Here is a 13,248-nt window from a genome sequence, read left to right as displayed (position 1 = left end):
TCCGGAGCAGGAGCGGGAACCGGGGCCCGGGGTCCGGAGCCGGGGCCCCGGGAGCCGGGGACGGGGCCCGGGATCAGCCGCCGCGTACGTCCTGCTGGTGGGCCAGCCGGCGGCGCAGCTCCACGGGCAGCGGGTGGTGCGGCCCGTACACGCGCTCGGCGTCGTACAGCAGGGCCTGGATCTGGGCCCGCCCCGCCGCGTGGTCGCCCACCGCGAGGAGCAGGTGCCCGATGCGGTGCCGGATGTCGAAGGCGCGGCCGGGGCCGGTGGTGACCGCGCCGTACACGTTCTCGTAGTACGGGAGGACGGCACGGTACTCGTTGAGCGCTGCCGCCGCCTCGCCCAGCTGCTCCAGGCACAGCGCCGCGTCGTAGCGGTACTGGAGCGTCTGCGCGTCGGCCGGGCCGGCCTCCGCCAGGCGGTCCTCGGCGAGGCGGCTCAGCTCCGGCAGGGCACGGCGGTACTGGCCGTCGTCCATCAGCGTCGCCGCGTACTGCTTGCGCAGGATCCGGACGACGGGTGAGTGCTCGCCGTGTTCGGCGGCAGCCGCCGGGAGGATGTCCCCGAGGATGTCCACGGCCTGGGTGATCCGGCCCTCGCCGAGCAGCCGCTTCACCTCGTCGACGGCCTGCGCCACATCGGTCCGGGCGGCCGGTGCGGGCACGGGCGCGGCGGGGCCGGGCCGAAGCGGGGCGGGTGCCGGAGCCGCGGTGGATGCCGGAGCCGCGGCGGCCGGAGTGGCGGCCCGGTCCGGCCACGGGGCGTGCGGCCGGAGGAAGGGGCGGGTCGGGTCGAGCGGTCCGGCCGGGTCGCCGTGGGTGGGCAGCAGCGGGCGGAGCGTCTCGTAGACCTCCTGGGCGGAGGCGGGCCGGTCCTGCGGGTCCTTGGCGAGCAGCCGCAGCACGAGCGCTTCGAGCTGCGCGGGGATCTCGGACCTGAACCGGCGTACCGGGAGCGGCGGCTCGTAGAGGTGGCGGTGCAGGACACCGAGGGCGGTGGATCCCGCGAACGGCACATCGCCGCTGAGGAGTTCGTGCAGGAGGACGCCGAGCGCGTACAGGTCGGTGTACGGGCCGACAGCGCCGCCCATCGCCTGCTCCGGGGCCATGTAGGCCGGGGAGCCGATCGGTGAACCGGTGTGGGTGAGGCGGGTCGTGTCCGTGTCCAGGACGGAGGCGACGCCCAGGTCGAGCACGGTGACGGTGCCGTCGGGCCGGACCATCACATTGCGGGGCTTGAGGTCGCGGTGGACGATCGGCACGGCGTGCACCGCGGAGAGTACGGCGCAGAGCTGGGCGGCGACCGAGACGGCCCAGGGCCAGGGGTAGGGGACGTGCTCGGCGAGATGGTCGGCGAGGTCGGCCCCCTCGACGTACTGCATGACGAGGTAGAGGTCGTCGTCGTCGCTGCCCGCGTCGTGGACGGTGACCAGACCGGGGTGGTCGACCTGGGCGGTGACCCGGCACTCGCGGACGAACCGGCGGCGCAGCTCGTCGGCCGCCTCGCTGCCGGTGGGTCCGGCGACCCGGTCGGGGCGCAGCAGCTTCACGGCGACCCGGCGGTCCAGGCGTTGGTCGTACGCCGTCCACACCTGGCCCATGCCGCCCTGGCCGAGGACGGTGGCCAGCTCGTACCGCCCGGCGATGACACGTCCGCTCACCGCCCCTCCCCCTCCTTGCGGAGGTAGTCGCTCAGCTCGTCCAGCTCGGCGCGGACCTGGTCGAGGCGCTGGGGCGTGGCCGGCCCGGGGACGGCGGGCGGGTAGCCGTGACCGGGGGCGGGCGGGGGTGTCGGGACGGCCGTCGCGGCGTACCGGCCGTACGGCGGCTGCGCGTGGGACTGGGGCTGCGCGTGGGACTGGGACTGCGGGTGGAGCTGGGGCTGCGGGGGCCGGACGTGCGGCTGGTACGGGAGCGGAGGCTGCGGCGGGAACACCTGCTGGTTGTGCCGGTCGCCGTACGGGCCTTCCGGGCCGTAGTGACGTATCTCCGCGTACAGGTAGTACGCCACCACGCCGACCATGACGCCGAAGAGCCAGGTGACGCCGATGAACGCCTCCGCGTCCGTCGTCTTGTCGGGGTCCTCGGGCATGGCCAGCATGAACGCGAAGAGCCCGGTGTTGAGCGCGAACACGAGCGCCAGCAGGGCCCAGTCACGGCCCTTGCGGGTGACGATCGCGAGCCTCAGCATCGCCCCCCAGGCCAGGAACCCGAGGCTCAGTACGGTCAGCGCCACAAGAACCACGCGCACCGCGGTCAGCGTCGCCGACGACGGACGACGCTTCGGTGGCTGCTGCGGCGGATAGCCGTAGCCGTGCATGTGCCGCTCCCGGGAGGCGTGTGTGTCGGACGTGTGCTGTGAGCGTATACACCGACACGGACGCCCGGCCCCGGGTTGCGCGCGAGCACTGTGGTTCACCTCACTTCGGGGCGACCGTGCCGTCCGTCAGCCCGTCGTACATGCCCTGGACGAGCAGTCCGCCGAGCCGCCCGGCCGCCCGCAGCGCGTCCTCGAACTCGGCGAGCGTGCGGAACTGTTCCCCGTACCGCCGCTGTTCGGCGAGCGGCAGCCGGGGCAGCTGGAGGCGCCGGGCGTCGAGCCGGGTCGCGGTGGAGGCATAGCTGCTGGCCTGCCGGTTGTTGGCGGTGCCGCGCAGGAATCCGGCGAGGAACCACGGGTCGATCGCGGCCGGATCGGGGCGCAGCACCTGGAGGTTGCGGCCGAGCACGGCGCCCGCGGTGGCCTCGTCGACGACCCGGGTGACGGAGCCGCCGCCGAGTACGGGGACGACGACATCGCCGGGTTCCAGGAGTACGGCGTCATCGGCGCCCTCAGCGGGCGCGGCGGCCTGCGCGGGGGTGCCGCTCGGCGCCGTACCGGCCAGCACGTCGTGTTCCGTGAGGACGGTGCCGCCACCGCCGCCGGATCCTCCGGCACGCAGGTGCAGGGCCCCCGCGCGGGCGAGTTCACCGACGGTGGTGAGGGGCCAGTGGGCCGGGTCGGAGAGGTCGGCGGGCGGTGGGGTGAGCCGTGCGGTCAGCCGCAGGGTCTCGGCCAGCCGCTCCCGTACGCCGATCAGTCCGGCCGCTCCGCCACCGGCGGCGGGGCGGGGCAGATGCCGGGCCGGGGCGAGGTCCACGTCGTCGTCGAGGAGTTCGATGACGGGGACGGCACGGCTGACGCCGGTGGAGCCCGCGGAGTCGGCGGAGGGTGCGGAGCCGGTGGAGGGTGCGGAGCCGGCGGAAGGTGCGGAGCCGGTGGAGGGTGCGGGGGGTGCGGTCGCGGCGGAGTTTCCCGTGTGGTGCTGCCAGGCGTCGAGCACGGCCCTGTGCACGGCGGGCCAGTCGATCCGGTCACGGCCCCCGCCCGCCGGGCTCCCGGGCCCGGCACCGGCCCCGGAGGCCGGTTCGGCGGGCTCGGCCATGTCGACGAGCAGCAGTTCGGGCGCGGGACGGACGTCGCCGCCCGGCCTGCGCAGGATCCAGAGGTGGAGCGGGATGCCGTACGGGGGCGCGGCACCGGCCGGAAGGGCGATGACCGCGCGGAGCGCTCCCCGGCGCAGGAGGTCGGCACGGATCCGGCGGCCGGAGCGGCGGGACGCGGCGGCCGGCGGCATCAGCAGCACGGCGGTGCCGCCGTCCTTGAGGCGGGCCAGCGCGTGCTGGACCCAGGCGAGTTCGGACTCGGTCCGGGCGGGGAAGCCGTACTCCCAGCGCGGGTCGTAGGCCAGTTCGTCGTGGCCCCAGTTGCGTTCGTTGAACGGCGGGTGGCAGAGCACGGCGTCGGCGGCGAGCTGCGGGAAGGCGTCGGCGCGCAGCGTGTCACCGGTGCGCACGGCCAGGGCGGTGTCGTCGGCCCCGGGTCCGTCGCGGTGGAGGGCGAGGCGGAGCGCCGTGAGCGCGGCGAGGTCCGGGTCTGCCTCCTGCGCGTACAGGGCGGTGGGCCTGCTGACCGCGCGCAGCAGGGAGCCGGTACCGGCGGCGGGGTCGAGCACCGTGCGGGCGAGCTGCCTGCCGGTGCCCCTGTCCGTGCCCTTCCCCGGTTCGGCCAGGGCGGCCATCAGCTCCGCGAGACCGGGCGGGGTGAGGGTGTACTGGCGTGGGTTGGCGTCGAGCTGACGGCCGAAGAGGAATTCGAAGGTCTGCCGGGCACCGGATCCGGCGGCGAGTTCGGCGGCGGCGCGCAGCAGCGGGACGGACGGCAGCAGACAGGCCGCGTCCGGGGTGTGAACCACCCGGGCCGCCGGGTCCGGGAGTTCACCGGAGTGGTGCGGCGATCCGGAGTCCGGGCCGAAGCGCGCGGTGAGGACGTTCTCGATCGCCTGCGGCAGCGCACCGGCCATGCGCTCGTCCGGGACGGCGGCGAGCTCCAGCCAGGCGGTCGGCCGGTCCCTGACGACCAGGAGGGCGCAGCCGGTGTGGATCAGGGCGGTGACGGCTCCCTCGGGGTGCCCGGACACCTGCTGCCAGACCCGTTCCCGGAGGGGGACCTCGGCGAGTTTCCCCTGGTCGCGCAGCCATTGCTCCACCTGGGGCAGCGCGAAGGACGGACTGGTCTCGGTGCCGCCGACGGGCTTGGGGAAGTCGGCGTGACGACGGCGCCAGTTACTGACGGCGGCCCGCCCCACACCGGCGAGCCGCGCGATCCCCGCCGCGGTCACCTCTGTCGCGTTCTCCGGCACTGACCTGTCTCCCCTGATCCGTCCGCGCTGTGTCGGCGAGCATACCGACTTGATGGACCGACACCGATTCACAGTGTGATCCAACTCCTCCACCGTGAACCGTGTTGACTCGGTTCACAAGCTCTGCTGTTATTGACCTGTCCCTGCCCCTTCCGGGCCGGGACGGCATCCACGTCATCCGTTGCGCGTTCCGCCCGTCGTCATCGCCAGATTCGTTCCGTACGCCGTTCCCGTGTTCACCGAAGGGCACAGCCATGTCCGAGTACCGCCGCTCGCCGCAGCAGGTGTACGCCCCCGCTCATGCGCCGGGCGAGCGTCCGGCGCACCGCGGACTCGGTACGACGGCCTTCGCCCTCGGTCTCACCGGCAGCGTCCTGGGGCTGATCCGGCCGCTGTTCTGGCTCGCGGGGGGCCTGGGCCTGCTGGCCCTCCTCCTCGGCCTGGCGGGCCGGCGCCGCATCGGACGGGGTACGGGTGCCGACGACGGCATGACCAGCTTCGGTGCCCTGCTGGGCGTGGTCGCGCTGACCCTGGCCCTCGTCGGTGCGGTGCTCGCGCTCAAGGCCGTGGGCGGCACCACCGTCCCCGGCCCGACCGACTGGCCGTCGACGGTCGCCTCCACCGGAAGCCCGCACGACGCGCCCCACCGCGTACAGCGGTTGGCCCGCACAACCTGAATCCGGCGCCGGCCCGCCCCTGACGACCGCCGGCCCTCTCCTCACGACCTCCGACCCACTCCGAACGGCCATGCCCCGCTCGGCCCAGCTCCCCGCCGGCTCCTGAACAGCGCCCGTTCCGGCGCCCGTTCCGGCGCCCGCTCACCCACTCACTTCACTCCCGGAGTCATCACCCATGCGTCTGCTCGCCCGCACTGCCGTCAACACGCTCTGCGCCCTGTCCGTACTCGGCCTCGCCGCGTGCGGCACCGGCTCGGCCGATCCGAAGGACACGGGTCCGTTCGCGGACATGTCGGGCCCGGAGGTCGCCAACAAGGCGCTGTCGACCACGAAGAAGGCGAAGTCCCTGCGGGTCGCCATCGACGTCCGGTCGGCCGACAGCCCCGTCAAGGCCGACTTCTCCGCGAGCAGCACGGGCGACTGCACGGGGACCATGTCCATCGGCGCGGCGGGCACGATGGAGATCATCAAGACCGGTGACACCGTGTACACGAAGTTCGACGAGGCGATGCTGCGTGAACAGTCGAAGGGCGAGCCGAAGGCCGATGTCGATGCCGCGGTGAAGCTGCTCGCGGGCCGCTGGACGGAGTCGAAGGCGAGCGACCCGGACACCGAGGACAGCATCGAGTTCTGCGACCTCGACGGGCTCCTGAAGGAATTCGAGGCGAACGACACCGCCGCCCGCAAGGCCGGGGAGACCGAGGTCAAGGGCAAGCCCGCCCTGCGGCTCACCGAGAAGGACGGCAAGGAGACCTACACGGTCCTGGTGGCCGCCGAGGGCGCACCGTATCTGCTTCGCGTCACGTCCGAGGGCGGCGAGGAGCCGACGACCATGGACCTCTCCGAGTTCGACGAGCCGGTGGTGGCGAAGAAGCCGGCCGCCAAGGACATCGTCGACCTGGAGCAGCCGGCGGGCTGACCCGCCGCTCGCGCCCGGGAAGCGCCCGCACGCGGAGGGCTTCGGCGGCGGGGAACTCACCGCTGCCGAAGCCCTTTCCTCATGTCCCGTGCCGCTTCCTCACACCTTGTGCCGCACCCAGACATTGGGCTCGACATAGACCGCGTACCCGTGCGCGACCGCACAGTGCACCGGCAGGAGAGCCCCCGGCACCTCCACCGGACCGTCCGTGTCGAACGGCAGCCCGGTCCACTCCCGCCACTGCGCGAGCGAACCGCTCACCGTCATCGACACCGGCGCCACCGCCTCGATGACGCCGCCCGCCCGCACGTGGACCCGCAGCCAGGGGTCGTACGGCAGCCCGTCCTCCTCCCGGGTCCGGTGCGCGTAGTCCTCCATCGGGACCGAGGCGGACAGGTGCTTGGCGCTCGGCCGGACCGGGGCGACGACCTCCCCGAAGCCGAGCCGCCGGGCGTTGTCCCGCAGGGCCGCCACCATCCGGCCCGAGATCCCCCGCCCCTGGTGCCCCGTGGCCACGGTGATCTCGATGGCGCTCACCGTGTCGGGCACGCGCCCGCGCCGCAGATCGGAGAACGCCCACAGCAGCACCTGGTCCCAGCCGCCGGTGGGCAGCTCACCGCGCCCGGGGCCGCCCAGTTCGAAGGGAACGCTGTACGCACGGGCGACCACGGCACCGTCGGGGTCGGTGGCCACGAGCACGTACTCCGGGAACTCGACCGCGATGCGCGGGAAGTTCGCCCAGCCGACCAGGTCCTCCAGGACGAACTCGGGCCAGGTGTCCGGCATCGCGTTCATGGGACCGGCGAGCTCGGGGCGCGCGGCGAGGGTGGTGATGATCAGCTCCATATGGCCGAAGCTAACCGGCACACCTCGGCCATGACCAGCTATTTTCGGCCCGAGCCCGGATTCAGCCGCCGCACTGCGCGAGCATGGCCCGCTTGTCGGCGGTGGTGACCGGCAGTTCGTACTTCAGCGAGACCTGCGCGAACCGCACCGCGTACGAGCAGCGGACCGGCTTGTACGGCGGCAGCCACGACGCGGGGCCGGAGTCGCGCTTGGCGTTGTTGGCGGGGCCGTCCACCGGGATGAGGTTGAGCGGATCGTTGGCGATCCGCTGCCGCTTGGCGTCGTTCCAGCGGGCGGCGCCCATCTGCCAGTCGTAGGACAGCGGCATCACATGGTCGATCTGCACCTTGGTGGCCTGCTGCTTGCGCCAGGCGATGGTCTCCCCGGTGTACGGGTCCTTCAGCGTCATGGAGATGACCACACAGTCGGAGCCGGAGCGGTGCTCCACGTCCTTGCCGTCGCGGGCGAGGAGGTCGTTGCGGGTGTCGCAGCCGTTGCGGGAGAGCGGTATGCCGTCGACGGAGTCCTTCCACGCGTAGCCGAACCTGTCGCGCTCGTAACCGGTCTTCGGACCGCGCCCCTTGGTGGCCACCTGCTCGATGATCTTCCGCCCGGCCGCCCGGTCCGCTTCGGAGGTGAGGGGCGCCAGACCCGGTTTCGTACCGTCGGGGTTGTCCAGGGGGCTGACCCCGAAGCCCCCGGCCGACTGCCCGCCCCCTCCCGAGCCGCCGCCCGAACCGCCCTCGGCCGCGAGGCCGTCGGGGTCGCACCCCGCCAGGGACAGCACGGCCACCGCGCTCAGTACGGGCAACACCACTCGGTACGTACGGGGAGATATCACGCGTAGCCATCCTGACGGGGAGAAAGCCGAACCCGGGAATCCTATGGACCTCTTCCCCACCGACGCGCACTCATGACGACGGTTCGGTCAGGATGCGTCCCGAATCACATCTCCCCGCTCACACCGTGCCGATGCCCAGCGTGTTCTCGCCCGGGAGCATCCCGCTGACCCGCTCGCCGCGAAGGCCCGCGCGGACGAGGCCCTGAGCGAAGGCGTCACCCGGAGAAGGTCTTCCGCACCCTCACGGAGCTGCTGTCCAGAAGCGCGCTGTGGGGCCTGGCCCCGGTCTTCGCGGCTTCGGCGAGCCAGCGATACGGCTCTCCGGGGCCCGCCGGAGCCATGTAGGAGGCGGGACGCATCGTCTGTTGCCGGTGCTCGCGAACGGTGACCGCCGCTCCCGCTCTGCCGACCACCAGCCCTTCATCCTTGAGGAGCTGCAGCGCCTTTTGCACCGTGGCGTTGGAGGCGGAGAACCGGGCCTTCAGCTGCACGGTGGAAGGCAGACTGGCACCCGGAGCGAGATCGCCCGACATGATCTCGTCCCGCAGATCGGCCGCGATCCGCTCGTGGAGCGACCGGCGATCCTCGGCTTCGTTCTCCGCTCGTGGCACAGTCATCCGATCCTGATCTCGTACCGCAGCCGCTGGCCTCGCGGCGGCATGACCATCACGTCGGCCTGAATCGGCCTGTTGTCACTGTTCAGGGTGAGCCGCGTCAGTTGAAGTACGGGTTCACCCGCCGCCAGCGCCAGGGCTTCGCGCTCGCCCTCCGTCGGCATCCGGGCGGCCACGTCCTCCTGGGCGCGGACACCGACATGCCCGAGATCGGCAAGCAGGCGGATGGCGCCGCCCGGGATCTTGCCCTTTCCGGCCAGTCCCGTGCCACGTCCGATCTCCACGGGGTAGTACGTATCGGTCAACTCGCACGGCTCGCTGTCGAGATACATGATCCGCCGGCGCGCCACGACGTACTCGCCGTGCGCCAGCCCGAGGAGATCCGCCACCTGCTCCGGTGCGACCACCTCCCCCGCCTGCACGATCCGCTGACTGCCTCGACGCCCTTCGGCCGCCGCTTCCCTGCCCCAGGCGTCACCTTGCCCCGGGGCCGATGGAGACAGATACCGCGCGGAGGTGCTGATCCCCTCACCGTCACCCATGACTTTCCCTTCGCAGCCTGCCCGCAGGACCCCGTCGATGCCCACGGTAGGTGAAGCGTTCGAACTCCCCGACAACGCACGTCTGTCGGTGCCTCACGCGACTTCGTCGTCAGCGTCCTCACGGAGTGGGGGCTCCTGCCCCTGGTCGAGGACATAGCGCTCTGCGTCTCGGAACTCGCCACGAACCGCCTTGCTCCACGGCGTGCCGCCGGGCAGGGAGTTCTCCGTGCGCCTCCACGCCGCAGAAGGGCTCGTACGACTCGAAGTACGGGACAGCGGTTCGGGCCGGCCCACGATCCGGCAGGCCGACGAAGACGCCTGTACCGGGCGCGGCTTATACCTGGTCAACGAACTGGCCGCCGATTTCGGAGTCGATGACCACGCCGTCGGCAAGACCGTGTGGCTCGCCTTCAAGACCCCCTCCGGCCGGTAGGAGATCGGTCTCACCACCGCCTCTGACGGAAACGGCCCCGCCAAATGCCCGGCGGGGCCTACCGCGTGAAGCGCCGACGACCTACGACCCCAGGATCGTCGTCAGGAACTCCCCCGTCCACGCCAGCAGTTCGCGGCCCACCACCGGCTTGCCGCCGATCCTGCCCGTCGTGGGGCGCGGGACCAGGATCTGGTGGGCGGCCGGCTTGATGACCGTCTTCGGGTGGAGCCGCTTCAGGCGCAGCTCCTGGGACTCGCGCAGTTCCACCGGGGCGAAGCGGATGTTCGAGCCCTGGAGGACGATCTCGCCGACGCCGCAGGCGCGGGCCAGCATGCGCAGGCCCGCCACCAGGAGCAGGTTCTCGACCGGTTCGGGGAGCTTGCCGTAGCGGTCGGTGAGTTCCTCGCGGACCGCCCTGATGTCGTCCTCCGTGTTGGCGGAGGCGATGGCGCGGTAGGCCTGGAGGCGCAGCCGCTCGCCGGGGGCGTAGTCGTGCGGGACATGGGCGTCGACGGGGAGCTCGATCTTGACCTCCAGCGGCGGCTCCTCCTGCTCGCCGCCCTCCATCTGGGCCCGGTAGTCGGCGACCGCCTCGCCGACCATGCGGACGTACAGGTCGAAGCCGACGCCCGCGATGTGGCCGGACTGTTCGCCGCCGAGGAGATTGCCCGCGCCGCGGATCTCCAGGTCCTTCATCGCCACGTACATGCCCGCGCCCATCTCCGTGTGCTGGGCGATCGTGGCGAGGCGCTCGTGGGCCGTTTCGGTGAGGGGCTTCTCCGGGGGGTAGAGGAAGTAGGCGTACCCGCGGTCGCGGCCCCGGCCCACCCGGCCGCGCAGCTGGTGGAGCTGGGAGAGGCCGAAGTTGTCTCCGCGCTCCACGATCAGGGTGTTGGCGTTGGAGATGTCGATGCCGGACTCGACGATCGTCGTCGAGACCAGGACGTCGAACTTGTTCTCCCAGAAGTCCACCACCACCTGTTCCAGGGCCTGTTCGGACATCTGGCCGTGCGCTGTGGCGATCCGCGCTTCGGGGACGATCTCGCGCAGCCGGGCAGCCGCCCGGTCGATGGACTCGACCCGGTTGTGGATGTAGAAGACCTGGCCCTCGCGCAGGAGTTCACGCCGGACGGCCGCGCCGATCTGCTTCTCCTCGTACGGGCCGACGAAGGTGAGGACCGGGTGGCGCTCCTCGGGCGGGGTGGTGATCGTGGACATCTCGCGGATGCCGGTCACGGCCATTTCGAGCGTACGGGGGATGGGGGTCGCGGACATCGTCAGGACGTCGACGTTGGCGCGGAGCTTCTTCAGCTGCTCCTTGTGCTCGACGCCGAAGCGCTGCTCCTCGTCCACGATGACCAGGCCGAGGTCCTTGAACTTCGTGTCGGCGGAGAACAGCCGGTGGGTGCCGATGACCAGGTCGACGGCCCCGTCCTTCAGGCCCTCCAGGGTCGCCTTGGACTCCGCCTCCGACTGGAACCGGCTCAACGCCCGCACACTGACCGGGAACTGGGAGTACCGCTCGGTGAAGGTGCCGTAGTGCTGCTGGACGAGCAGCGTGGTGGGGACGAGTACGGCCACCTGCTTGCCGTCCTGGACCGCCTTGAAGGCCGCGCGGACCGCGATCTCCGTCTTGCCGTAGCCGACGTCGCCGCAGATCAGCCGGTCCATCGGGACCGTCTTCTCCATGTCCTCCTTGACCTCGGCGATCGTGGACAGCTGGTCGGGCGTCTCCGCGTACGGGAAGGCGTCCTCCAGCTCGCGCTGCCAGGGGGTGTCCGTGCCGAAGGCGTGGCCGGGGGCCGCCATCCGGGCCGAGTACAGCTTGATCAGGTCGGCGGCGATCTCCTTCACCGCCTTCTTGGCGCGCTGCTTGGTCTTGGTCCAGTCGGCGCCGCCGAGCCGGTGCAGGGTGGGCGCCTCGCCGCCGACGTACTTGGTGACCTGTTCCAGCTGGTCGGTCGGGATGTAGAGGCGGTCGCCCGGCTGGCCGCGCTTGGCGGGGGCGTATTCGACCAGGAGGTATTCACGGGTGGCGCCCTGGACCGTGCGCTGCACCATCTCGACGTAGCGGCCGACACCGTGCTGCTCGTGGACGATGTAGTCACCCGCCTCCAGCGTCAGCGGGTCGATGGTCTTCCTGCGGCGGGCCGGCATCCGGCCCAGGTCCTTGGTGGCCGTGCGCTGGCCGGTGAGGTCCGTCTCGGTCAGCACGGCGAGCTTGAGCCCCGGGTCCACGAAGCCGTGGTCGACGGCTCCGCAGGAGACATGGACGACCGAGGGGGAGATCTCGGCCAGGTCCGGGTCCAGCCGGGCCGCGATGCCCTCGCCGCCGAGCACTTCGACGGTACGGCTGGCGAGGCCCTGGCCCTCGGTGACGTACACCGTGCGCCAGCCGTCGGCCAGCCAGCCCTTGGTGTCGGCCAGCGCCCGCGCGGTGTCGCCCCGGTACGACTCCGGGGCGTGCATCCCGAGCTTGAGGGTGTCCTCGTCCAGTTCGTCGTCGGCGGCGAACGGGGAGACGGACCACCACATCATCGACAGTTCGCGGGCCCGGTCCCGGACGTCCGCGACGCCCCGGAGCGAGGCCGCGCCCACGTCGATCGGCGCCTCGCCGCCGCCCGCGGAGGCCGCCCAGGACGCCTGGAGGAACTCCTGGCTGGTGGCGACCAGGTCGGCGGCCCTGGTGCGGACCCGCTCCGGGTCGCAGACCAGGGCCATCGAGCCCTCCGGCAGGACGTCGATCAGCAGCTCCATCTCGTCCACCAGGACCGGGGCGAGGGACTCCATGCCCTCCACCGCGATCCCCTCGGCGATCTTGCCGAGCAGCTCGCCCAGCTCGGGATGGGCCTCGGCGAGGACGGCGGCCCGCTCCCGCACCTGGTCCGTGAGCAGCAGCTCACGGCAGGGCGGCGCCCACAGGCCGTGCGCGGCCACCTCCAGCGAGCGCTGGTCGGCGATCTTGAAGTAGCGGATCTCCTCGACGTCGTCGCCCCAGAACTCCACCCGGAGGGGGTGTTCCTCGGTCGGCGGGAAAACGTCCAGAATTCCCCCACGTACGGCGAACTCCCCGCGCTTCTCGACCAGTTCGACCCGGGAGTACGCGGCGGCCGAGAGCGCCTCGACGATCTCGCCCAGATCGGCGCTCTGGCCGCCGGTCAGTGCCACCGGCTCCAGGTCGCCGAGCCCCTTGACCTGCGGTTGCAGTACGGAACGGATCGGGGCGACGACCACACTGACCGGCCCGGTCTCCGGGTCGTCCGCCCGCGGGTGCGCCAGGCGGCGCAGCACGGCGAGGCGGCGGCCCACGGTGTCCGAGCGCGGCGAGAGCCGCTCGTGGGGCAGGGTCTCCCAGGAGGGGAACTCCGCGACGGTGTCCGGGGGCAGCAGGGTGCGCAGCGCGGCCGCCAGGTCCTCGGCCTCCCGGCCGGTCGCGGTGACGGCCAGCACGGTCCGGCCGGTCTCCCGGGCCAGGGCCGCCACGGCGAAGGGCCGGGCGGCGGGCGGGCCCACCAGGTCCACGTGCGTCCGGTGGCCGTCTGCGGCGGCCTTCACCGCTTCGGCGAGCGCCGGGTCACGTACGACGACATCCAGCAGACCGTGCAGACTCATGAAGGGCTTCCGTCCGGGTAAAGAGGGTTTCGCTGACAGCCGGCTGCTGCCAGGGGCAACGCGAAGGGCCCGACACGCGTCCT

General features: G+C 72.2%; 9 protein-coding genes and 2 pseudogenes. 3 read left to right on the top strand and 8 right to left on the bottom strand.

Annotated elements, in window-relative coordinates:
* Positions 1-73 precede the first annotated feature (73 nt).
* From ABT170_RS16845 to ABT170_RS16835, 3 genes are all read right to left on the bottom strand, one after another.
* A complete protein-coding gene (locus ABT170_RS16845) occupies positions 74-1,660 on the bottom strand; it encodes a serine/threonine-protein kinase (RefSeq protein WP_351868069.1) in 1,587 nt (528 codons plus the stop codon).
* The gene (locus ABT170_RS16840; RefSeq protein ID WP_351868066.1) at positions 1,657-2,319 is read right to left on the bottom strand and encodes a hypothetical protein; all 663 of its coding nucleotides are present in this window, start codon (positions 2,317-2,319) and stop codon (positions 1,657-1,659) included. The genes ABT170_RS16845 and ABT170_RS16840 overlap by 4 nt, the downstream gene beginning before the upstream one ends.
* Before the next feature lie 100 nt (positions 2,320-2,419).
* Positions 2,420-4,681 carry an N-6 DNA methylase gene (locus ABT170_RS16835; protein ID WP_351868064.1) on the bottom strand — a complete coding sequence of 754 codons (2,262 nt, stop codon included), beginning with the start codon at positions 4,679-4,681 and terminating at the stop codon, positions 2,420-2,422.
* A gap of 254 nt (positions 4,682-4,935) precedes the next feature.
* Here ABT170_RS16835 and ABT170_RS16830 point away from each other — a divergent pair, with 254 nt between their 5' ends.
* Complete coding sequence (locus ABT170_RS16830) at positions 4,936-5,358, top strand: hypothetical protein (RefSeq protein WP_351868061.1); 423 nt, start codon at positions 4,936-4,938, stop codon at positions 5,356-5,358.
* Positions 5,359-5,533: 175 nt separating this feature from the next.
* Positions 5,534-6,277, top strand: a complete 744-nt coding sequence (locus ABT170_RS16825; RefSeq protein WP_351868059.1) for a hypothetical protein — start codon at positions 5,534-5,536, stop codon at positions 6,275-6,277.
* A gap of 99 nt (positions 6,278-6,376) precedes the next feature.
* On the opposite strand, the gene ABT170_RS16820 is transcribed toward ABT170_RS16825, so the two are convergent.
* The 4 genes and pseudogenes from ABT170_RS16820 to ABT170_RS16805 all read right to left on the bottom strand — a co-directional run bounded on the left by ABT170_RS16820 (position 6,377) and on the right by ABT170_RS16805 (position 9,120).
* Positions 6,377-7,123, bottom strand: coding sequence for an N-acetyltransferase (locus ABT170_RS16820; protein WP_351868056.1), 747 nt, complete (start codon positions 7,121-7,123; stop codon positions 6,377-6,379).
* Between the two features lie 61 nt (positions 7,124-7,184).
* Positions 7,185-7,964, bottom strand: a complete 780-nt coding sequence (locus tag ABT170_RS16815; protein ID WP_351868053.1) for an HNH endonuclease family protein — start codon at positions 7,962-7,964, stop codon at positions 7,185-7,187.
* Positions 7,965-8,212: 248 nt separating this feature from the next.
* Positions 8,213-8,581: pseudogene (locus ABT170_RS16810) on the bottom strand (GntR family transcriptional regulator); the annotation flags it as partial.
* Positions 8,578-9,120, bottom strand: a complete 543-nt coding sequence (locus ABT170_RS16805) for a GntR family transcriptional regulator (RefSeq protein ID WP_351868050.1) — start codon at positions 9,118-9,120, stop codon at positions 8,578-8,580. The gene ABT170_RS16805 and the pseudogene ABT170_RS16810, both read right to left, overlap by 4 nt.
* Before the next feature lie 135 nt (positions 9,121-9,255).
* Between ABT170_RS16805 and ABT170_RS16800 the strand changes: the two are divergent.
* Positions 9,256-9,553: pseudogene (locus ABT170_RS16800) on the top strand (ATP-binding protein).
* Between the two features lie 81 nt (positions 9,554-9,634).
* On the opposite strand, the gene mfd reads toward ABT170_RS16800, so the two are convergent.
* Positions 9,635-13,165 carry a transcription-repair coupling factor gene (mfd, locus tag ABT170_RS16795; protein WP_329943746.1) on the bottom strand — a complete coding sequence of 1,177 codons (3,531 nt, stop codon included), beginning with the start codon at positions 13,163-13,165 and terminating at the stop codon, positions 9,635-9,637.
* Positions 13,166-13,248 lie beyond the last annotated feature (83 nt).

It is taken from the genome of Streptomyces sp. NPDC001787, from assembly GCF_040297465.1.
In the GTDB taxonomy this organism is placed as follows: Bacteria; Actinomycetota; Actinomycetes; order Streptomycetales; family Streptomycetaceae; genus Streptomyces.
Note: the sequence above shows the minus strand (reverse complement) of the source record. Positions and strands in the feature narration are given on the sequence as shown.

Coding starts and splice junctions, on each gene's coding strand:
- ABT170_RS16840 (WP_351868066.1), bottom strand. CDS start 2,319: ATGCACGGCTACGGCTATCCGCCGCAGCAGCCACCGAAGCGTCGTCCG.
- ABT170_RS16830 (WP_351868061.1), top strand. CDS start 4,936: ATGTCCGAGTACCGCCGCTCGCCGCAGCAGGTGTACGCCCCCGCTCAT.
- ABT170_RS16825 (WP_351868059.1), top strand. CDS start 5,534: ATGCGTCTGCTCGCCCGCACTGCCGTCAACACGCTCTGCGCCCTGTCC.
- ABT170_RS16820 (WP_351868056.1), bottom strand. CDS start 7,123: ATGGAGCTGATCATCACCACCCTCGCCGCGCGCCCCGAGCTCGCCGGT.
- ABT170_RS16805 (WP_351868050.1), bottom strand. CDS start 9,120: ATGGGTGACGGTGAGGGGATCAGCACCTCCGCGCGGTATCTGTCTCCA.
- mfd (WP_329943746.1), bottom strand. CDS start 13,165: ATGAGTCTGCACGGTCTGCTGGATGTCGTCGTACGTGACCCGGCGCTC.